The organism is Staphylococcus sp. FSL W8-0774 (genome assembly GCF_038006785.1).
GTDB classification, from domain to species: Bacteria; Bacillota; Bacilli; order Staphylococcales; family Staphylococcaceae; genus Staphylococcus; species Staphylococcus pasteuri.
The window spans coordinates 994,530-1,015,212 of record NZ_JBBOVW010000001.1 but is presented as its reverse complement, the minus strand read 5'-3'; the positions used below and the strand labels follow the sequence as shown (position 1 = coordinate 1,015,212).

General features: G+C 30.3%; 23 protein-coding genes and 1 riboswitch. Of the genes, 8 read left to right on the top strand and 15 right to left on the bottom strand.

Annotated elements, in window-relative coordinates:
- Positions 1-63: 63 nt before the first annotated feature.
- From NSQ15_RS05085 to NSQ15_RS05075, 3 genes are all read right to left on the bottom strand, one after another.
- Positions 64-375 (bottom strand): rhodanese-like domain-containing protein, encoded by a 312-nt coding sequence (locus tag NSQ15_RS05085; RefSeq protein WP_217193960.1) that lies wholly within the window; start codon positions 373-375, stop codon positions 64-66.
- 24 nt (positions 376-399) lie between these two features.
- Positions 400-2,814: a leucine--tRNA ligase gene (gene leuS, locus NSQ15_RS05080; protein ID WP_340746976.1), complete on the bottom strand. Its 2,415-nt coding sequence runs from the start codon at positions 2,812-2,814 to the stop codon at positions 400-402.
- A gap of 289 nt (positions 2,815-3,103) precedes the next feature.
- A complete protein-coding gene (locus NSQ15_RS05075) occupies positions 3,104-4,285 on the bottom strand; it encodes an MDR family MFS transporter (RefSeq protein WP_017638281.1) in 1,182 nt (393 codons plus the stop codon).
- A gap of 105 nt (positions 4,286-4,390) precedes the next feature.
- Between NSQ15_RS05075 and NSQ15_RS05070 the strand changes: the two genes are divergently transcribed.
- Both NSQ15_RS05070 and NSQ15_RS05065 read left to right on the top strand, forming a co-directional pair.
- Positions 4,391-5,344: a TIGR01212 family radical SAM protein gene (locus tag NSQ15_RS05070; RefSeq protein WP_340746975.1), complete on the top strand. Its 954-nt coding sequence runs from the start codon at positions 4,391-4,393 to the stop codon at positions 5,342-5,344.
- Entirely contained in the window at positions 5,341-5,910 is a 570-nt protein-coding gene (locus NSQ15_RS05065; RefSeq protein WP_070454011.1) for a tRNA (mnm(5)s(2)U34)-methyltransferase, read from the top strand. The genes NSQ15_RS05070 and NSQ15_RS05065 overlap by 4 nt, the downstream gene beginning before the upstream one ends.
- Positions 5,911-5,962: 52 nt before the next feature.
- On the opposite strand, the gene NSQ15_RS05060 is transcribed toward NSQ15_RS05065, so the two are convergent.
- Positions 5,963-6,364, bottom strand: a complete 402-nt coding sequence (locus tag NSQ15_RS05060) for a transcriptional regulator, SarA/Rot family (RefSeq protein WP_217193962.1) — start codon at positions 6,362-6,364, stop codon at positions 5,963-5,965.
- A 361-nt stretch (positions 6,365-6,725) separates the two neighbouring features.
- Positions 6,726-7,553, bottom strand: coding sequence for an alpha/beta fold hydrolase (locus tag NSQ15_RS05055; protein ID WP_017638285.1), 828 nt, complete (start codon positions 7,551-7,553; stop codon positions 6,726-6,728).
- A gap of 232 nt (positions 7,554-7,785) precedes the next feature.
- Here NSQ15_RS05055 and NSQ15_RS05050 point away from each other — a divergent pair, with 232 nt between their 5' ends.
- Positions 7,786-8,787, top strand: coding sequence for a proline dehydrogenase family protein (locus NSQ15_RS05050; RefSeq protein WP_070454013.1), 1,002 nt, complete (start codon positions 7,786-7,788; stop codon positions 8,785-8,787).
- A gap of 40 nt (positions 8,788-8,827) precedes the next feature.
- Here the strand turns inward: NSQ15_RS05050 and ribH are convergent, their stop codons facing one another.
- The 7 genes from ribH to NSQ15_RS05015 form a co-directional block, all read right to left on the bottom strand.
- A complete protein-coding gene (gene ribH / locus NSQ15_RS05045; protein ID WP_070454014.1) occupies positions 8,828-9,286 on the bottom strand; it encodes a 6,7-dimethyl-8-ribityllumazine synthase in 459 nt (152 codons plus the stop codon).
- Between the two features lie 12 nt (positions 9,287-9,298).
- On the bottom strand, positions 9,299-10,480 hold the full coding sequence (gene ribB / locus NSQ15_RS05040; protein ID WP_340746974.1) for a 3,4-dihydroxy-2-butanone-4-phosphate synthase: 1,182 nt from the start codon (positions 10,478-10,480) through the stop codon (positions 9,299-9,301).
- Positions 10,481-10,496: 16 nt separating this feature from the next.
- Entirely contained in the window at positions 10,497-11,129 is a 633-nt protein-coding gene (ribE, locus tag NSQ15_RS05035) for a riboflavin synthase (protein WP_070454018.1), read from the bottom strand.
- Between the two features lie 6 nt (positions 11,130-11,135).
- Complete coding sequence (gene ribD / locus NSQ15_RS05030; protein ID WP_017638290.1) at positions 11,136-12,179, bottom strand: bifunctional diaminohydroxyphosphoribosylaminopyrimidine deaminase/5-amino-6-(5-phosphoribosylamino)uracil reductase RibD; 1,044 nt, start codon at positions 12,177-12,179, stop codon at positions 11,136-11,138.
- A 158-nt stretch (positions 12,180-12,337) separates the two neighbouring features.
- Positions 12,338-12,467: riboswitch (FMN riboswitch) on the bottom strand.
- A 198-nt stretch (positions 12,468-12,665) separates the two neighbouring features.
- On the bottom strand, positions 12,666-14,165 hold the full coding sequence (locus tag NSQ15_RS05025) for an FAD/NAD(P)-binding protein (protein ID WP_029055631.1): 1,500 nt from the start codon (positions 14,163-14,165) through the stop codon (positions 12,666-12,668).
- 371 nt (positions 14,166-14,536) lie between these two features.
- Positions 14,537-15,397 carry an N-acetylglucosaminidase gene (locus NSQ15_RS05020; protein WP_017638292.1) on the bottom strand — a complete coding sequence of 287 codons (861 nt, stop codon included), beginning with the start codon at positions 15,395-15,397 and terminating at the stop codon, positions 14,537-14,539.
- Between the two features lie 282 nt (positions 15,398-15,679).
- A complete protein-coding gene (locus tag NSQ15_RS05015) occupies positions 15,680-15,904 on the bottom strand; it encodes a hypothetical protein (RefSeq protein ID WP_029055630.1) in 225 nt (74 codons plus the stop codon).
- 196 nt (positions 15,905-16,100) lie between these two features.
- Here NSQ15_RS05015 and NSQ15_RS05010 point away from each other — a divergent pair, with 196 nt between their 5' ends.
- The gene (locus tag NSQ15_RS05010; protein WP_070454022.1) at positions 16,101-16,589 is read left to right on the top strand and encodes a sigma-70 family RNA polymerase sigma factor; all 489 of its coding nucleotides are present in this window, start codon (positions 16,101-16,103) and stop codon (positions 16,587-16,589) included.
- A gap of 4 nt (positions 16,590-16,593) precedes the next feature.
- Positions 16,594-17,040, top strand: coding sequence for a competence protein ComK (locus tag NSQ15_RS05005; RefSeq protein WP_070454024.1), 447 nt, complete (start codon positions 16,594-16,596; stop codon positions 17,038-17,040).
- Here the strand turns inward: NSQ15_RS05005 and NSQ15_RS05000 are convergent.
- Positions 17,015-17,470 (bottom strand): hypothetical protein, encoded by a 456-nt coding sequence (locus NSQ15_RS05000; RefSeq protein WP_070454026.1) that lies wholly within the window; start codon positions 17,468-17,470, stop codon positions 17,015-17,017. The two genes, NSQ15_RS05005 and NSQ15_RS05000, sit on opposite strands and share 26 nt — an antisense overlap.
- A 189-nt stretch (positions 17,471-17,659) precedes the next feature.
- Positions 17,660-18,373 carry a transaldolase gene (locus NSQ15_RS04995; protein WP_340746973.1) on the bottom strand — a complete coding sequence of 238 codons (714 nt, stop codon included), beginning with the start codon at positions 18,371-18,373 and terminating at the stop codon, positions 17,660-17,662.
- A gap of 265 nt (positions 18,374-18,638) precedes the next feature.
- Here NSQ15_RS04995 and NSQ15_RS04990 point away from each other — a divergent pair, with 265 nt between their 5' ends.
- The 3 genes from NSQ15_RS04990 to NSQ15_RS04980 all read left to right on the top strand — a co-directional run bounded on the left by NSQ15_RS04990 (position 18,639) and on the right by NSQ15_RS04980 (position 19,751).
- Positions 18,639-18,944, top strand: coding sequence for a hypothetical protein (locus NSQ15_RS04990; protein WP_217193964.1), 306 nt, complete (start codon positions 18,639-18,641; stop codon positions 18,942-18,944).
- A gap of 91 nt (positions 18,945-19,035) precedes the next feature.
- A complete protein-coding gene (gene crcB, locus NSQ15_RS04985; RefSeq protein WP_017637312.1) occupies positions 19,036-19,398 on the top strand; it encodes a fluoride efflux transporter CrcB in 363 nt (120 codons plus the stop codon).
- Positions 19,395-19,751: a fluoride efflux transporter FluC gene (locus NSQ15_RS04980; RefSeq protein ID WP_445684181.1), complete on the top strand. Its 357-nt coding sequence runs from the start codon at positions 19,395-19,397 to the stop codon at positions 19,749-19,751. Before crcB ends, NSQ15_RS04980 begins: the two co-directional genes overlap by 4 nt.
- Before the next feature lie 63 nt (positions 19,752-19,814).
- Here NSQ15_RS04980 and NSQ15_RS04975 read toward each other — a convergent pair whose 3' ends face one another.
- The gene (locus NSQ15_RS04975; RefSeq protein ID WP_070454030.1) at positions 19,815-20,651 is read right to left on the bottom strand and encodes an aldo/keto reductase; all 837 of its coding nucleotides are present in this window, start codon (positions 20,649-20,651) and stop codon (positions 19,815-19,817) included.
- Positions 20,652-20,683 lie beyond the last annotated feature (32 nt).

Below are 20,683 nucleotides of genomic sequence, written 5' to 3'. Positions count from 1 at the left end.
AGATTTGAATACCTTAATATAAAAGGCATTCAAAATCTAACTCTTAAAAATCACTTTCCAATATTAAATGTTTTTAATTTCTAATCCTTCTGTTCCCCATTCATTCATGCCACCTTCTACATTAACAGCATGAATATCATTATTTTCTAAATATTCAACAACTCTAGCACTGCGTGCGCCAGCTGCACAAATTATATAATAAGTTTGATTTGAATCGAATTCTTTTAAGTTATCAGGAATTTCATTCATAGGAATAGTCTTTGCAGCAGGAATAATCCCCATTGCAGTTTCATTATCATTACGTACATCTACAATATTAATTGGATTTGAATCCAATATTTTTTCTTTCAACTCATCAATTGTAATTGATTCCATTATTAAAACTCCTTTTAAAATATTCTATTTAGCAACAATGTTGACTAATTTTTGTGGTACAGCAATTATTTTTTTAATTTCTTTACCTTCAATACTCATTTTAACATTATCATTTGCTAATGCTAAATCTTGCATTTCTTCTTTAGATAAGTCTTTAGGAATTTCAATTTTTGCTCTTAATTTTCCATTAACTTGGACCACGATTTCTACTTCATCATCGACTAGTAGCGATTCATTATAAGTTGGCCAAGGTTGATAAGTAATAGTATCAGTATGACCTAATCTTGACCATAGCTCTTCTCCGATATGAGGGGCTATTGGTGCTAACATAGTTACAAATCCTTCAATATAAGGTTTGTAAATTTCTTCTGCTTTGTAACAATCATTGATAAATACCATTAATTGACTAATAGCAGTGTTGAAACCTAGGCTATCAAAATCTTCTGTTACTTTTTTAACAGTTTGGTTATATGATTTATCTAAAGATTTATTATTAGTGTCAACAATTTTGTCAGATAAAGTGCCGTCTTCTTTAACAATTAAACGCCATACTCTATCTAGAAAGCGACGTGAACCATCTAGTCCCTTATCACTCCATGCTATAGCTGCATCTAATGGTCCCATAAACATTTCATATAAACGTAATGTATCAGCACCATGAGAATTCACTATATCATCAGGGTTAATAACATTTCCTTTAGATTTACTCATTTTTTCATTACCTTCACCTAAAATCATTCCTTGGTTATATAATTTTTGGAATGGTTCTTTTGTAGGGACAACACCTAAATCGTAAAGTACTTTATGCCAGAATCTTGCATATAATAAATGCAATACTGCATGTTCTACGCCACCAATATATAAATCTACTGGTAACCAGTGTTTTAATTTTTCAGGATCAGCAATCATTTTATCGTTTTTAGGATCAATATATCTTAAATAATACCAACAACTACCTGCCCACTGAGGCATAGTATTCGTTTCACGACGACCTTTCATTCCAGTCTGTTCATCAACAACATTTACAAACTCATCTATATTAGCTAATGGAGATTCACCAGTACCTGATGGTTTGATTTCGTCAGTTTCTGGAAGTAATAATGGCAGTTCTTCTTCAGGTACTGTAGACATAGAACCGTCTTCCCAATGGATAATTGGTATTGGTTCACCCCAATAACGTTGTCTACTAAATAACCAATCACGTAATTTATAATTAACTTTCTTTTCTCCTGCATGATGATTTTCTAATAATTCAATAGCTTTAGAAATTGCTTCTTCATTATATAATCCATTAAGTTCACCGGAGTTAACATGTGGACCATTGCCAGTGTATGCTTCAGTTTGAACATCTCCACCTTCAATCACTTCAATGATAGGTAATTCGAATTTCTCAGCAAATTCATAATCACGTTCGTCATGACCTGGTACTGCCATAACTGCACCTGTGCCATACGTAGATAGAACATAATCTGCAATCCAAATTGGTAGTTGATCACCAGAAATAGGATTGATTGCATAAGCGCCTGTAAACACACCTGTCTTTCCTTTAGCTAAATCTGTACGTTCTAAATCAGATTTTTTTGAAGCTTCTTTTTGATAAGCTTTGATTTCTTCTTCTTTATCATCACTAGTAATTTTATTAACTAGTTCATGCTCTGGACTTAATGCTAAAAATGAAGTTCCGTAAATTGTATCTGGTCTAGTTGTAAAAACTTCAATTTTTTCATTAATACCTTTAACATCAAATGAAACTTTAGCGCCTTCTGAACGTCCAATCCAGTTACGTTGCATATCTTTAATTGATTCAGGCCAATCTAAATCCTCTAAATCTTCTAATAAACGATCCGCATATTCTGTAATTTTTAGTACCCATTGTTTCATAGGCTTTCTATAAACTGGATGACCTCCTCGTTCAGATACACCATCCACAACTTCTTCATTTGATAAAACAGTACCTAAAGCTGGGCACCAGTTTACAGCTACTTCATCAACGTAAGCTAAACCTTTGTTATACAATTGTATAAATATCCATTGTGTCCATTTATAATATTCTGGGTCAGTTGTATTAACTTCTCTATCCCAATCATAACTAAAGCCTAATTCTTGTATTTGACGTTTAAATGTTTGAATGTTTTGTTGAGTGAATTCGCGAGGATCATTACCTGTGTCTAATGCATATTGTTCAGCAGGTAATCCGAATGCATCCCATCCCATCGGATGAAGCACATTATATCCTTGCATTCGTTTATAGCGTGAAATAATATCAGTTGCAGTATAACCTTCAGGATGACCTACATGTAGACCTGCACCTGATGGATAAGGAAACATATCTAATGCATAAAATTTCTTTTGACCTAAATTATCCTGTGTTTTAAACGTTTTATTCTCTTCCCAATATTGTTGCCATTTCTTCTCAATTTCGTTGTGATTGTAATTCAATACGTTTCCTCCTATTCAATAAAAAGACACCTCTCACTAATGATAAAGGGACGACCTAAGCCGCGTTACCACCCTTTTTCGCATTTTCAGCGCACTTCATTCAATAGTAAGAGATGTCATAATTAAATTCGTTATATTTTATAATGTTATTTTAGTCCTTAACACTAGTTCTCACCACACTAGTTCTCTGTAGAAAAGCGTCTAATAACATGTTATTACAAATTAATAGTATGTGATTATGCGTTCGATTGCAAGAGGTTACTACTAATTTTTAATTAATGTAGATATATTAATAATCCAGATATTTTTTAGCTGCTTTACTTTTAGTAAATAAACTTAAAATAATAATTGAAATACCAAGTAATAAAATGATTGTTAAAAACATTATTCTCATATTAAACATATCTACTAACACCCCACCAAATAATGGTCCAAGTGCTTTACCAACTGTAGAAGCTGAATTGACTATACCTTGATATTGTCCCACTTTGCCTTCTGGAGCTAATTGATTAGCTATCGTTGGAACAGCCGGCCATACAAACATTTCACCAAACGTTAAAATAACCATACCTATAACAAATATAGAAAATTGATGCGCAAAACTAGTAACTAAAAATGAACACATAAAAATAATAATACCAACAAACATTTGCTTTTTTAAATTACCTTTTAAAAGAACGATTACTGGTCTAATTAATGGTTGTGCAACTAAAATCATAATACCGTTTATTGTCCATAACACACTATATTGCGACATAGAAATATGGATAGATTGTGTGAATGACGCTATAGTTGTTTCCCATTGAATATAACCAATCCAACAAATAGCAAAGACAACACAAACTAAAATTAATGAAACAAATCGGCTAACGTTCTCTTGATTTTTCAAATCAATATTATCTTGTCGCTTAAGTTTAGCATTTATTTCTAAATTAAATTGTGTGATTGCAACTAATGCAAATAGAACATACATAATTAAATTTGCCATAAAAATATAATTAAAACTAAATTCAGCAACAAATCCACCTAACGCTGCACCTAATGCTACGCCGATATTTTGAGCTAAATATATTGCGTTAAAGGTTTGTCTACCACCATTAGGCCAAACAGCGCCGGCCATGGCATATATAGCGGGTATAATCATACCGCCACCGAACCCAAGCAACACAAGCCATACAGCGTACCAAGGCCATCCATGGAATAAATTTAATAACGTCGTACTAAATAAACATGTAAATGTACCAATAAGTATTGTTTTATAACCACCAAGTTTATCAAATAATACACCGCCAAGTAGGTTGCCTACAACCATACCTAAAGAATTAATTAATAAAACTACACCAGCAATTGTTAAACTTTTATTAAGTTCTTCTTTCATGTAAATCGTATTTAATGGCCACAAAAAGCTGGCGCCCGTAATATTTAGAGCCATACCAATTACAAGCCACCATACTGATTTTGGTATATTCATTTATTGAGTCCCCTCTTTATATTTTTCTCAATCTATAATAGACACTATAACATTAAAGTATGTTAAAATCTTTACTTAGATACAAAATAGAAAGGAAAATGTCTTATGGGTAATTACTTCCCGTATGCTTTTGAAGATAAAAGATATCATACTTGGAACTATCATTTGAAAAATAAATTTGGTCGCAAAATTTTCAAAGTAGCTTTAGACGGTGGATTTGACTGTCCCAATAGAGATGGCACTGTAGCACATGGTGGTTGCACATTCTGTTCTGCTGCAGGTAGTGGCGACTTTGCAGGAAATCGTGCTGACCCAATTGAAGTTCAATTCCAACAAATTAAAGAACGTATGCATGAAAAATGGAGCGAAGGTCAATATATCGCCTATTTCCAAGCATTTACAAATACACATGCACCTGTAGAAGTATTAAAAGAAAAGTATGAGCCAGTATTAAAAGAAGAAGGTGTTGTTGGTTTATCAATTGCAACACGTCCAGATTGTTTACCAGATGATGTTGTAGAATATTTAGCTGAATTAAACGAGAGAACTTATTTATGGGTAGAGCTTGGATTACAAACTGTTTATCAATCCACTTCTGATTTAATAAATCGTGCACATGATATGCAAACGTATTATGAAGGTGTAGCTAAGCTACGTAAACACAATATTAATGTTTGTACACATATCATTAATGGTTTACCAGGAGAAGATTATGAAATGATGATGGAAACTGCTCGAGAAGTTGCACAAATGGATGTTCAAGGTATCAAAATTCATTTACTTCACCTATTAAAAGGTACACCAATGGTGAAACAATATGAAAAAGGTATGTTAGAGTTTATGTCACAAGATGATTATACTAATCTCGTATGTGATCAACTTGAAATTTTACCTCCAGAAATGATTATTCATCGAATTACTGGTGATGGCCATATTGATTTAATGGTAGGTCCAATGTGGAGTGTTAATAAATGGGAAGTTTTAAATGAAATTGATAATGAACTAGCACGTCGTGATTCTTATCAAGGAAAAAAATTTGTGCAAAAGGTGAATTCATGAAATTAGAACGTATATTACCTTTTTCTAAAAGTTTAATTCAAAGCCATATCACTGAATCAAGTGTGGTTATAGATGCTACTTGTGGCAACGGTAATGATACCTTATTTCTTGCACAAAATGTACCTAACGGCTTTGTTTATGGTTTTGATATTCAACAATTAGCAATCACAAATACAGAGCAGAAAGTAGCTACATTTTCTAATGTAAAATTAATTAAAGATAGTCATAACAATGTAAAACAATATATTAAGGCTGAACATATTGGTAAAATTGATGCAGCTATATTTAATCTTGGCTATTTACCTAAAGGTGACAAATCGATAGTCACTACACCTAATACAACTATTAGTGCTATTAATAATATTTTTGATATTTTAAGTAACGAAGGTATTATTATTTTAGTGATATACCATGGACATGATGAAGGTAAGATTGAACGTGATGCCTTAATGGATTATTTAGTACAAATAGATCAAAATCAAGCGCACGTTTTACAATATCAGTTCATTAATCAAAGAAACAATGCGCCTTTTATATGTGCATTAGAAAAACGTGCTAACGTTTAATATAGTAAAAGGATCCGAAGTTACTTCGGACCCTTTTTTTACTATTCAGATGTTAAAATGATAAAATTGAATTTAAACTTGTCTGCATATGTTCTGATTTGCCTGTAATCGTCTTAGCAATAAAATCTAGCAATCCATCTTTTTGTTTAGCAAGTTTCTCGTTGAAATGAATAATTACTGTACGTTCATCATCTTGTGGACGCTCTTTATAAATCCATTCTGAATTCACTAAATTGTTATAAGTTCTTGTTCGTTTATAAGGCTTAATTTCAACAAACTCATCCATTTCTTTTAACGTCATTGAACCTTTTTCCCATAAGTTTAATAAAATTAAAATTTCTTCTTTTGACATATCATATTCTCGTTGAATAGTTTCAAAAATAGAGCTAACATCTGATAATAGTTTGTCTAATTGCAAAATACCGTAAACTCTTTCATTTTCCCTTTGATTCATAGTAAACTCTCCCAAATTACAAGTATAAATTAATATTTCCTAAAGTAACCGATCCCCGAAATGACGCTATCGGTTAATCAAAAAATATGCTTTATAGCTTGTACAAATTTAACTGAATGCTTAATAAATGAAATGATTAGCTGAGACATATGCATAGTTATAAATAAAAATATAATTTTGTAAAATTAGAAACACTTTAATACACATAGCCTCTTTACATATTAAAATTATATTTTTTATCCAAACAAAATATATCAATACTACAATAAAATTGCAACTACAAATTAAAAAACATTTTACGTATTTTTACCTATCAACCTTATAAAAAAGTGAATTAATATCCTACTATTTAAGTAGGTGTTTATATATCTTCTATCTCTTCTTCCTCAACGATGAAGCCCATTGTGTTAACACTATTATTTAAAAATGTAAGTACATAACGCATGACTTGATCACGTTCTGGTTCATTATGTATTTCATGATACAGACCATTCCATACTTTATAATATAATTCATTAGTAGCAAGCTTATCTTTTAGTTCTTTTGTGGCAGAAATATCAGAAATAATATCTTCTGTACCAAACATAATTAATGTCGGTAGTGATTTAATATCTTTAATGTGTTCCATTGTTTCTTTCATTGTTTCACTGACTAAGTTATACCAATGATATGTCACTTTTTTTAACATTAAAGCATCATTTTCAGTTTCTTCAATGACCTCATCATTACGAGTTAAATCTTGCGCTGTGATACCAATTTTAAAACGAGTATCTTTAGATGCTTTACCAACATTAGAAAGCAATTTATTCTTTCTACCTTTGCCTGATTGATTAAATTCTAATAGTGGTGAAATTAACATTAGTCCTTCAATAGGTAATTCAACACGTTCAAGTAAATTTAATAAGATTAACCCACCTAAACCAACTCCAAGTACAAATGTTGGAATTTTATATTCATTGGCTATCTTAATCCACTCTAGAACATTTTCATGATATTCATTAAAATCTTCAATTTGACCTTTATTTGCTCGAGATGTCTGTCCTTGTCCAGGTAAATCACCCATAATAACATGATAACCATTTCTTCTTAACATCGTAATGACATAAGCATATCGACCTGTATGTTCTAATATATTATGAGCAATGACAACAACGCCTTTCGCGTCATTTTCAGTTTCCCACTTCCACATTCTATAATTGCTCCTTTATCAATAGTCTTTAGTATCATAATTATAGCAAAACATAACAATTGAATGCCATTTTAAATAATCAACTTATTTATTTGGTATCAAACCATTTACTTTTGATGTAATTTTGCAATAAATTTTATTAATTTCTTTATGTAAACGCTTTCTTGAATAAATGTTTCATGATACACTATTTTTAAACAAAGATTGTTATTGGGTTATGGAGGTATGTACGATGGGAGTTTTTAAAAATATATTTATAGCTTTGTCTAATAACAAATATTTAAATGACGCAGCTAAGCAAGTCGGTCCTAGAATGGGTGCTAATAAAGTTGTTGCTGGGAACACAATTCCACAATTGATAGAAACAATTGAATATTTAAATGAAAATAAAATTTCAGTTACTGTGGACAATTTAGGGGAATTTGTTACGACTGAGAAAGAAAGCCAAAAAGCTAAAGAAGAAATCCTTGAAATAATGGAAGCTATAAATCAATATAATGTTGACGCGCATATGTCTGTTAAATTAAGTTTGCTAGGAAGTAATTTCGATTTAGATCTTGCATACCAAAATTTAAGAGAAATTTTACTAAAAGCTAACGAATATGACAATATGCATATTAATATTGATACTGAAAAATATGATAGTCTTCAACAAATTGTAGAAGTATTAGATAAATTAAAAAGTGAATTTAAAAATGTAGGAACAGTTATTCAAGGTTATTTATACGATGCCGAAAAACTGATAGATAAATACCCTAATTTACGATTAAGATTAGTTAAAGGCGCATATAAAGAAGATGAAACAATTGCGTACCAAACTAAAGAAGACATCGATGCTAACTATATTAAAATTATCGAAAAACGTCTTTTAAACGCAAGAAATTTTACGTCAGTTGCTACTCATGATCATGAAATCATTAGCCATGTAAAACAATTTATGAAAGAAAATCATATTGAAAAAGATCAAATGGAATTCCAAATGTTATACGGTTTCCGTTCTGACCTAGCCCAATCAATTGCAAATGAAGGTTATCATTTCACTGTTTATGTTCCTTATGGTGATGATTGGTTTGCTTACTTTATGAGAAGATTAGCTGAAAGACCTCAAAACTTATCATTAGCTGTAAAAGAATTCGCAACGCCAGAAACGCTTAAAAAAGCAGGATTATTTTCAGCAATTGTACTAGGATCCGCTTCTATTTTAGGCTTAATTTCAAAGTATATTCGTAAATAAGAAAACAAAAACTCGGTTGAAAACAACCGAGTTTTTATAATTAAAATTGTTTTATTAAATTAGCCATTTCGATTGCGCTTACTGCCGCTTCTGCACCTTTATTACCTGCTTTAGTTCCTGCACGTTCAACAGCTTGTTCAATACTTTCAGTTGTTAATATACCAAATATGACTGGTACATCTGTTACTTCATTTGCTTTGGAAACGCCTTTTGCTACTTCATTACAAACATAGTCATAGTGTGATGTTGCACCTCTAATTACACATCCTAATGTAACAACCGCATCATAATCACCTTTTTGAGCTAGTTTTCTTGCCACCATAGGGATTTCAAATGCACCTGGTACATAGGCAACATCAATATTACTTTCATCAACATCATGTCTAATAAATGTATCTTTTGCACCTTCTAATAATCTACCAGTGATAAAATCATTAAATCTACTAACTACGATAGCTACTTTTAAATCTTTACCTATTAATTTACCTTCAAAATTCATTTTAATATCCTCCTAAATTAAATGTCCCATTTTTTCTTTTTTAGTTGTCATATACTCATGATTATATTTAGTTTCTGGTACTATAAGTTCTATACGTTTTTGAATATTAATACCGTATTCTGTTAAGCCTTCAAATTTCTTAGGATTATTACTTAACAAATTTACTTTTTCAACGTTAAAGTATTTAAGAATTTGTGCAGCAATATTATAATCTCGTAAATCATCATCAAATCCTAAAGCTAAATTAGCCGTTACAGTATCATAGCCTTTTTCTATTAATTCATATGCTCGTAATTTGTTCATTAAGCCTATACCTCGACCTTCTTGAGGTAAATAAATAATCATTCCACCATGTTGTTCAATATATTCCATTGAAGCTTCAAGCTGTGCTCCACAGTCACATCTTTGACTATGGAAAATATCTCCAGTAAGACACGCTGAATGGATACGAACATTTTCATGAGGACGAACCTCTTCTTTAGTCACTACAACAATTTCTTCATCACTAAAGTCAGTCGTAAAACCATACATATCAAAAATACCAAAGTCTGTCGGCATTTTAACTTTTGCATTTAAATTCACATGTGATTCATTAATACGTCGATACTCTATTAAACTTTCTATAGTAATCATTACCAAACCATGTTTTTCTTTAAAAGCTTGAAGATCTTCGCCTTTTGCCATTGTTCCATCTTCATTCATAATTTCACAAATAACACCAGCAGGTTTAGCACCTGTCATTTTTGCTAGATCTACTGCCGCTTCTGTATGGCCATTTCTTTCAAGTACGCCGTTGTCTTTAGCAATTAATGGGAACAAATGGCCAGGTCGATTAAAGTCTTCAGCTTTAGATTCATCATTAATTAAAGCTCTCGCAGTTAATGTTCTTTCATGAGCACTAATACCTGTTGTTGTATCAATATGATCAACACTTACAGTAAAATTAGTCCCGAATACATCTGAATTATTTGTCTCCATTGGATTTAAAGATAACTTATCACTGATACTTGAACCAATTGGTGAACAAATTAAACCTCTTGCTTCTTTAGCCATAAAATTAATAGTTTCATCTTTCATCCATTCAGTAATTGCAATAAGGTCTCCTTCATTTTCCCTATCTTCGTCATCAACTACAATTATACTGTCACCTTTTTTTAAAGCGTCTAATGCATGTTCAATTTTGTCGAATTCCATATTTTATTTCCTCCCCCTAAAAACCAAATGCTTTTAGTTTTTCTTCAGTCAAATTAGATTTATTTTGCTTAAATATATTTTCTACATATTTAAAGAGCACATCTGATTCTAGATGAACTTTATCTCCTACCTTTTTATTCGATAAAATAGTAGATCGTCTTGTTTCAGGAATCAGATGAATATCAAAAGCATCTGAATGGAGATCAAAAATAGTTAAACTTGTTCCATCGACAGTTATAGATCCTTGCTTAACCATTTGATTAAGTAATGACTTGGATGCTTGAATTTTAATAATCATAGAATTAGCAGATTCATTAATTTTTATTATTGTGCCTAAGTCATCAACATGACCTAAAACAAAATGGCCACCAAAACGTCCATTTCCACTCATAGCACGTTCTAAGTTCACTTCGGTATGACGCTGTACGTCAGCAAGATAGGTTTTATTTTCTGTACCTCTAATCACTTGTACTGAAAACGATTGTTCATCAAAATCTATAACAGTCAAACATGCACCGTTTACACTAATTGAATCGCCAACATGCACATCTTCTAATATTTTGTCTGCAGCAATAACTAAAGTTCTAACTGATTGCTGAGTACGAACTTGTTGAACAGTACCAACTTCTTCAATGATGCCTGTAAACACCTGCAATCACTTCTTTCGCAAGATTAATTTAATATTTTGATTAATTAACGTGGAATTAACAATTTCAAATTGTGTAGTGTCTGGTAGTGCTATCGTTTTATCAGTTTTGAAAAATTGATATTTACCAGAACCACCTATTATTTTCGGGGCAAAATAAAGTACTAGGTGATCTAGATGATCAGATTGGAGAAATTCTGAAGTAATTTCGGGACCTGCTTCGACTAACAATTTCCCGATACCTTTTTGATATAAGTCTTTCAAAATTGACTCAATATCACATTGATTCATATATATTATAGTTATATTATTTTTTTCTGTTGTTAACGTTTTATTCTCTGTGTAAATCCAAATTGGAGATGAGTCATCATTGAAAAGTTGTTGTTGAAAATCCAACTTACCACTTTTACTTAAAATGACACGAACAGGATGTTTACCATCTTCAATCCGAGTAGTATATAAAGGATCGTCTGCTTCAATCGTTTTTCTTCCTGTTAATACTGCATCGTGGTTATGACGTAATTGATAGACATCCTTTTTAACATCTTTGTTAGTAATCCATTTACTTTCACCATTATCTGTAGCCTGTTTCCCATCTAAGCTTGCTGAGACTTTAACTGTTAATTCTGGTATCTCATTACGTTTAGCAGTAAAGAAATCTTGATATAGTTGTGCGGCTACAGCGTTATATTGAAATTCAACTTCAATACCTGCATTTTGTAATATGTCATCACCTTGTGATATTAATGTTGTATCTTTAACAGCATAAATCACTTTTTGAATTCCTGCTTCTATAATTTTATTTACACAAGGAGGAGTAGAGCCATGATGTGTACATGGTTCTAATGATACATATATTGTTGCACCTTTTGCTTCTGATTTCGCCATGTCTAAGGCTTGAACTTCAGCGTGTTTATCGCCTTTACGCAAATGTGCACCAATACCTACAATTCTGCCATTTTTGACTACTACAGAACCTACAGGTGGATTTACACCAGTTTGACCATCAACCATTTGTGCAAGTTGGATGGCATAATTCATAAAATTACTCAATATATCACCTCTAAAATTAAAAAACCTTATACCATTGAAAATTGTTGTTTCAAGGCATAAGGCAATTTATATATCTTTATAAAAGCATATTTATACTTAACATAAACATACTTCATTAAACACATACTTATACAAATATATGTCAGTGTCGATAATCGTCATTCTTTCTCCCATCCAGACTTTAACTGTCGGCTCTAGATTCTCACTAGATCAGCCACTAACATATGTTAGCAGGTCGCAGGCTTTATCACTGCCGGTTGGGAATTACACCCTGCCCCGAAAGAATTGAATATGAAATTGTTAAAGGTTAATTGAGTATCGTAATCTCAATGACTACAATTCAAATTCTACTACACCTATTTCAAAAAAACAATTACTATACATTGTACTTAATTAAAGAGATAGATTTAATTTTAATTATCAAATTTTATTTTTAACTATAATCAAATACCAGATAAGTATTTAATTTTATTAGATATTTAAGGATTAATGATTCTCTTTATCAAGGTTATCCAAATCTTGTTGTGTTTCATATAATCTATCAACAGCGTTGGCTACTTGATTCACAATCATTTTGACACCGTTTCTAAGTTTATTAACCCCATTAGTCATTTGACCTATAGCAATAACATTCGTTAGTGTACCAAATCTAGGGCTAATCACTTGGTTTGTCTCTGGTATGATTTGAATACCGCCCATTGGATGTGCCTGAACAATTTGTCTATTTTCAAGATTTAGTATTAATTGATCATCTTCATCCAGTTCATTTAAATGAGTTTTAGAACCAGTAGCGTTAATAACCACATCAAAATCTTCAATATCTTTTTCCTCTTCATATTGTAAATGGAATAATCCATCGTCGTGATAAATGTTTTTTAAATTTTTACGAATAATTAATGCTTCGTTTTCTAATAAATCTATAAGTAAACGGGCAGTTCTAGGAGGCATAGGATTGGAATTAAGTTGAATTATTTTTGTATAACGACGATTAAATTCTTGTTGATCTTCAATACTTAAACTATTCCAAATCCAATTTAAATTCTCTTTTAACAGTTCAACGATACTTTGAAATATGCCAATTTCCTTTTCATGTTCCAAATCAAATTGTAAATCTTTAATGTGGTCTCCAGTTCTTCTATTAACTAGTTTTTCAAAATTAATGCCATAATCTTTGCATTCTTTTAAAAATAAATCAACTGCTGTATCTAAAGGCACATTGCCATAATTTTGAGCTTGTATATCATTGAATCGTTGTTTAGTTAAATGAGTAAATTCTATATCAACCATTTTACCTCTTACACTAGGTAAATTTGCTGAACGACTTGTCATTAGTATAGGCAATTTAGGATGGTGAGCAGAAACATATCTGATGACATCTAAACTTGCCAGTCCAGTTCCTATAATTGCAATACTATCATTTTCACTAACATCATCGAGAGAATGATATGTAGGATAAGGTGTCGGTTTAAACCCATCTATCCCTTTTAGTCGATATGGATCATGATATGCAAAAGTGCCAAAAGTTAAGAATAAATAATCATATTCTCTCCATTCTTTCATATCATCTGACGTACAAACATAATATTTTAGATTCGTTTCATCAACTTTAGAACTTGTAAAAATTTCATGAACTTTATTGTTAATGATTGTAATATTTTCATATTGATTATTAAATTGAGACAAGTATGATTTCATATAATGTCCAAATACAAATCTCGGTAGATATGTAGGATTATCGAATACAAATTCATTTTGATCTTGATACCATTTCCAAAATTCTTCTTCATCGTCTAAATTCAAGCTCATCTTTTTAGAAGGTAAATTGATTAATAATTCACTACTATCATTTTGGAATGGAACTCCTTGTCCCATATTTATACGGTCATCATAGACATCTACTTTTAATTTTTCAAAATGTTCATGTTTTACAAGTTGTCGTAAAACACTAACACCTGCAGTGCCCATACCAATTATAGCTACACGCATTATGACATCATCCTTTTTTCATTTCTATATCTCTAATTTGATTACAACAACATATATATTTCATAGATTTTATAACTGTTGTTATTGATTTCACATTATTTCTTATATATCCTAATCAGGCAAAGTTTAATCTTTTATCATCTGTGATAAAATTTCTTTATGAGGTGATTGATATGAAATTAGTTGCAAAAATCATAGTTCTGACAGTTATTATATTTGCTTGGGTAACAAGAAACAACAAAGCCAAATAATCAGCACATAAAAAACACCTGCGCCAATTAAATGCCGCAGGTTAAATTACATATCCTTTTTTATTTAAAATTCAAACTTGATTTTATTCTTATTAGAAAATTAAACATTCAAATAGATTATTATTTATTATCTTTTAAATGACTTTTATCATCTTTATACACATAAAGTTTGAAGTATTTACCTTCTGTTTTCATGTCTTTATAAAAATCAGCAATGATACTGGCATTACTTTCAGCCCATTTAATATCTGTAGCATATTGATGTTCACCTGGATTTTTAGGATTCCATCTCATGCTATATAATGTGTCTTGATCTTCGTGTTTTAAGAAATGATTATGAATGAAATCTGCACCACCATAAATTGCTTTTTGCGGTGTATCCCAACCATGTTTCTTCGCATATTCTGCACCTGTTTTTACAGGGTCACTATCTAATGCGCCAACACCATAGAAGTTATAGTATTTCTTACCATCAATTTCTACACCTTTAGACAATTCACTTTTAGCAGAACCTGTTTCTAATAAAGCATGTGAAATTAAGTAAACTTCATTTACATGTTTTTCTTTAGCTGCTTTTGTAAAATCATCAGTGTGTTTTAATAAAGTTGGTCTATCAATTAACATTCTTTTAATTCTTTTTTCATCAATACCTTGATATTTAGATAAATCTAAAAATTGATACTTTTGTTTGTCATTGTCAATAAATTGACTACTATCCATAGCTGTTTTAATTTCAGTTGATGATGCATCTCTCCAAGCATCATTATTTTTATTAGATACTTGTTGACTCGTATAGTTGTCTATTTGTTTCTTCGCAGCTTTATCTAATGTTACATCTAATTTCTCAACTTTTTGTTGTTCTTTAACATGTTTAAAGAATATTTGGTCAGAAACCATTGAGAAAAAGATAATAGCACCTACTGCAAATATGATAAGCAATCCTAAAATTGCAACTATAGATCCCTTTTTGTGCTTCGTCATATTCACACCTCTTAGGTCAATGTTGTTATACTTTTCATTTGTATTACGATAATAAAGTTTAACATTATTAATTATGAATCACAATTTAATATATACTTTGTTACAAATTCATAAATAAAAAGTAATAAAATTGAAACTTTTGAGTATAAAAAAAGAGAAATAGACATGATTTTGTATCCATTAAATAGATTGATTAACACTTCAATCAACTGTATTGAATATGTTAACTATTGTCATTTAGCAATATCTATTCAATTAAATTGTCTAAATCTCATCCCATTTTTATTTATTATGATTTTTATAATCCATCATTATGAAACTTGCAGCTTGTGATCTATTCTTATAAAAATATTGATTTAAGTCTATTGTTCCTTCAATACTTCCTTCTCTATACTTCATTTCATTAGTGAAATTGTTAATCATCACAAAGTCTGAACGATCTTTAATTCTATCTAAATCATCATTACGGGCGAAAAAATGTTCTAAATTTAAGTGTGCGTAATCCATTTGTACCTCCTATTAAATTTTGCTCTATATTAATAATACGACATGTTTTTGGTTGTTTTTGAATACATATTTATTTACTATGACTTCTATTTAACACCTATTTTAATAATTTAGCAAATGAAAATTTTCCCAATCTATTTTAAATTCAATGTATCCGGAAATATACACTTTTATGTACATAAAACTGGAGTAAATCTTGGAATTTAATATTATTTATCAAAAGTATAACAAAATCATACATTATTTGTTAACTAGGTATCAAATCACTTATAATTATGACGAGTTTTATCAATTACTATTAATTCAAATGTGGCACTTATCGAATAACTATAATCCCTCAAAATCCAACAAATTTTCCTCTTATCTATTCATCAGATTAAACTACTATCTTATTGATATATTCAGAAAAGAAAGTAACAAAATTAAAACTAGTGATATTGATGATTATATTTCTAGTGAAATAGAACCATCTCAACACATCAATAATGAATCACTACTAATACAAGATATTCATTATTTATTAAACTCAAAAGAAAAGGAATGGCTATTACTAAAATTATCTGGATATAAACAATATGAAATTGCAGAAAGAATGCATCTATCTTTAACAACTATTAAAAAAATTAAGAAGTCAGTGCAATCTAAAATCTCAAAACATTTACATTATACTCTTAAAAAGGAATGAAACAATGAATCATTTAACTACTACTAACTTACTATATATACAAACAGAAATAAGCGATAAGCTATCCACTAAATGGCAATATAAGCAATATGACATATCTCTCCCTATTTCAATCAACAATACGTTAGACTACATGTTAGAATTACATCAAAAAACACTACCTCTTCAAAAGAAAATCGCCAAACGCTTACTTCATATAAACAAAAAAATTCCTATTTATGTATGTGATCAACTCATTTTATTTCCTCTTAAACATCGTCGTTCTCCCATTCAATATTACATAAACGCTTATCATATTACTGGTAAACAAACCAAAAATAATGGCACATTAATTATGTTTTCAAATGCTACTCATCTTTTAGTAGATGAACCTTATCATGCTATATTAAAAAAATGGCAAGAAAGTTTACTTCTTTGCCATTTAATTACACAGTCGTATTCTTCTTATTAAATTTATATTCTAATAATTTTTTAGTAAAAAATGCAGTTACTTTCTTAATTAAGAATATCGCTATTAACATTAATATAATAGCGCCTATAATGATGAGTACAACAGTCACAGTTGATAAGTTAACCTGGGGATGAATGAAATAATTTACAGCTGTTAAACTTGTTATAAGGCCAAATAAAAAGCCACCTAATAAAATGACATATGTAAATACAATTCCAATCAATAATATAAATAAACTAGCTGAACTAATATGTTTTTGGCTATACACATGATCTTTTAAAAACTGATTTGAAAACCTTATTGGTTTATTCAGCGTGTCACTATCATTATGATTAACTTTACTAATTTCATCATTTAATTGAGCTTTCTCTTTGTTATTTAAGAACCATAACTGCTTTTTTACTCTAGCACTAAACGAATTTTTATCCATAGCTAGAATTGCACCTCATATCTATTTGATTATATTTACATCATAGATGAAATTTCTAATTCAATCAATTCAAATATTCAAATTATATTAATAAAAAGCCAACCTTGTGTACACTATAGACAATCAATTCTAATAGTGACACTAGCTTGGCTTTTAAATTTAATCCGATAAAGACACTAATTAAAGCAATTATAAAATTGATAATCCTGAATTTTGGATATCTTTAGCAAAACCTTTAACAGTATCAATTGATAGTTCTTCAACGTCTCTACCTAAATTATTGTTAACCTTTTTAACTACATCAGCTGGACAAGTAATGATGTCAGCACCAATTTCATCTGCTTGAATAACATTAAATAGTTCGCGGCAACTTGCCCATAACAATTTAACACCTTTTTTACTATGAGTTACCTCTACTGATTCTTTCATTAATGGTAATGGATCTACACCAGTATCTGCAATACGTCCTGCAAATACTGACACATATGTTGGTACGCCTTCTGTGACAGCTTCAGTAATTTCTTTAACTTGTTCAATTGTATAAACTGCAGTGACATTTAAACGTACTTGTTTTGCAGATAATTCTTTGATTAATGGAATTGTTGAAGTACCATTAGTAGTAACAATTGGAATCTTAACAAAAACATTGTCACCATATTGTTTAAGAATTTCCGCTTCCTTAGCCATTGTCTCTAAGTCATCTGCGAACACTTCAAATGAAATAGAAGCGTCAGGAATTTCTCGAACAGCCTCTTCCGCAAATGCTTTATAATCTGTTACGCCTGCTTTAGCCATTAAACTAGGGTTAGTTGTAAATCCATCAACCTGTTTATTTTTATAAGCAGCTTTCATTTCTTCAATATCTGCTCCATCCGCAAATACTTCTACTTTTAGTTTTCTCACTATGTATTCCTCCTTCAATTTCAATACTAAATTTGGATTTCCAATGTATTGAATATCAAATTCATATATGATTTATCTTTGGTTTTTATTTTCGTTAAAAAATCATTTATAAATAATTTATATCATGCTTTTGAAATGTAAGCGAATTATTTGCCTATATAAAAGCATTTTTGTATTTTACATTTTATTTTCTATACATTTATACTATTCTCATATCCTAAAAAGTGGTAGTATATTGTAATGATATCCATCGAGGAGGTTACGCATGTCAAAATCTAAACTCTACTTTTATATAACTTTATTATTATTAGCGATAAGCTTTTTCTTTAATACAAATAATCCATTTTTAAATAATGTGTTGGGTTCTTTCGTCAAATTAATTATTGCATGTAGTGTCATTAATGTCATTGTTCTAATCATTTCAATCATAATTGCGGACAAATCTATTAAACATTCACGAGACAAACAAGGTTGGATTAGAATTGGTAGTAAACTATTACCATTTATTATTCTTATTGTGATTATTATTCATATTGTGTCGTCATTAAATACTTACGGATTCCTTTCTTAAAATTTATTGACGTATACTTTATTTGTTAGAGCCATTTCAGATTGAAGTGGTTCTTTTATTTAAGTAAATGTTTTTTAAAGGAGTTATTACTTTGCAATATTTATACATTTTTGTAGGTGGTGCGTTTGGTGCTTTATTAAGATATTTATTATCATTTTTTAATCATGGTCACCAATTACCAATAGGTACATTAACAGCAAATATCATCGGTGCTTTTTTAATGGGATTTTTCACAGCACTATCTATTAAATTATTTCAATCACATCCCCTATTTAAAAAAGCTATAACAACAGGTTTCATGGGAGCTTTAACTACATTTTCTACTTTTCAATTTGAATTAGTTCAAATGTACAATCAACAAAACTGGATGTTATTAATTATTTATGCAGTGATTAGTTATATTCTTTGTATTTTATTATGTTTATTAGGTAAGAAATTAGGTGAACGTTTATGATTACTACAATTTTGTTAGTCATGTTAGGTGGAGGTATTGGAGCAATTCTACGTGCTAGTATTTCTAACTATTTCAATCAGTTTCAATCTTTGTTGCCAATAGGTACGCTTATAGTTAATATTGTAGGTTGTATATTCATTGGTACCCTATCTGGTTTATCATTACATATACAATGGATAAACCCTTTTTTAATCACAGGTATATTAGGAGGTTTAACTACATTTTCTACCCTCTCTAATGAACTCGTCGGAATGTTATCACCTAAATTCAAACCTACATTGTTTATTGTATATTCTACTATTCAATTCATAGGATCATTCTTAAGCTGTTATTTAGCTTATCACCTTATTTAAAAAATAGAAGAAGATACTTTTAAAGCCACGTCCTCTTTATGAGAAACGTGGCTTTAATTGAATTTATTGTCCGTTAAATTCTGCAGGATCAGGACCAATTCTTCTATCTTCATTTAATTGGTCAAGACGATTCATTTGATCTTCGTTAAGTTTGAAGTTTAGAATATCTAAATTTTCATCTATACGATGTGGTGTTACTGATTTAGGGATAACTACTACATCATGTTGATAATTCCAACGAATAATCACTTGTGCAGGTGATTGATCAATTTCTTTTGCAATAGCATTAACAGTGTCATCATCTAAAATTTGTGCGTTCATTAATGGTGACCATGATTCCATAACAATATTTTGAACTTCCATATATTGTCTTAATGAACTTTGTGTTAAATATGGATGAAATTCAACTTGATTGATGACAGGCTTTATTGATACTTGTGCTAGTAGTGCTTCAAAATGGTCTACATTAAAATTGCTTACACCGATATTTTTAACACGGTCTTGTTTATATAAATCTTCCATCCCTTGCCATGTATCTATCATTAGTGCTTCGTTAGTACCTGGCCAGTGCATTAAATATAAATCTAGATAATCTAAGCCTAATCTTTTTAAGCTACTTTCATACGCATCCTCTACATTAGTTCTACCATAATCTTCTAACCATAATTTTGAAGTAATAAATAAGTCTTCTCGTTTTAGACCTGTAGTTTCTAATCCTTCTTTAATACCTTGTCCTACTTTTTCTTCATTACCGTAAACTTTTGCTGTATCAATGCTTCTATAACCATTCTCTATAGCATGTTTAACAGCCTTAGTACAATCATCATTATTTTCGACTCTAAACGTACCTAGTCCTACTCTTGGCATTTCATGACCATTATAAAATTTAATTTTATCCATGGATTTTCACTCCTTACATATAAAAATATTTA

Coding starts and splice junctions, on each gene's coding strand:
- NSQ15_RS05085 (WP_217193960.1), bottom strand. CDS start 375: ATGGAATCAATTACAATTGATGAGTTGAAAGAAAAAATATTGGATTCA.
- NSQ15_RS05075 (WP_017638281.1), bottom strand. CDS start 4,285: ATGAATATACCAAAATCAGTATGGTGGCTTGTAATTGGTATGGCTCTA.
- NSQ15_RS05070 (WP_340746975.1), top strand. CDS start 4,391: ATGGGTAATTACTTCCCGTATGCTTTTGAAGATAAAAGATATCATACT.
- NSQ15_RS05065 (WP_070454011.1), top strand. CDS start 5,341: ATGAAATTAGAACGTATATTACCTTTTTCTAAAAGTTTAATTCAAAGC.
- NSQ15_RS05060 (WP_217193962.1), bottom strand. CDS start 6,364: ATGAATCAAAGGGAAAATGAAAGAGTTTACGGTATTTTGCAATTAGAC.
- NSQ15_RS05055 (WP_017638285.1), bottom strand. CDS start 7,553: ATGTGGAAGTGGGAAACTGAAAATGACGCGAAAGGCGTTGTTGTCATT.
- NSQ15_RS05050 (WP_070454013.1), top strand. CDS start 7,786: ATGGGAGTTTTTAAAAATATATTTATAGCTTTGTCTAATAACAAATAT.
- ribH (WP_070454014.1), bottom strand. CDS start 9,286: ATGAATTTTGAAGGTAAATTAATAGGTAAAGATTTAAAAGTAGCTATC.
- ribB (WP_340746974.1), bottom strand. CDS start 10,480: ATGGAATTCGACAAAATTGAACATGCATTAGACGCTTTAAAAAAAGGT.
- NSQ15_RS05025 (WP_029055631.1), bottom strand. CDS start 14,165: ATGCGTGTAGCTATAATTGGTATGGGCACTGCAGGTGTTAGTGTTTTA.
- NSQ15_RS05020 (WP_017638292.1), bottom strand. CDS start 15,397: ATGACGAAGCACAAAAAGGGATCTATAGTTGCAATTTTAGGATTGCTT.
- NSQ15_RS05015 (WP_029055630.1), bottom strand. CDS start 15,904: ATGGATTACGCACACTTAAATTTAGAACATTTTTTCGCCCGTAATGAT.
- NSQ15_RS05005 (WP_070454024.1), top strand. CDS start 16,594: ATGAATCATTTAACTACTACTAACTTACTATATATACAAACAGAAATA.
- NSQ15_RS05000 (WP_070454026.1), bottom strand. CDS start 17,470: ATGGATAAAAATTCGTTTAGTGCTAGAGTAAAAAAGCAGTTATGGTTC.
- NSQ15_RS04990 (WP_217193964.1), top strand. CDS start 18,639: ATGTCAAAATCTAAACTCTACTTTTATATAACTTTATTATTATTAGCG.
- NSQ15_RS04980 (WP_445684181.1), top strand. CDS start 19,395: ATGATTACTACAATTTTGTTAGTCATGTTAGGTGGAGGTATTGGAGCA.
- NSQ15_RS04975 (WP_070454030.1), bottom strand. CDS start 20,651: ATGGATAAAATTAAATTTTATAATGGTCATGAAATGCCAAGAGTAGGA.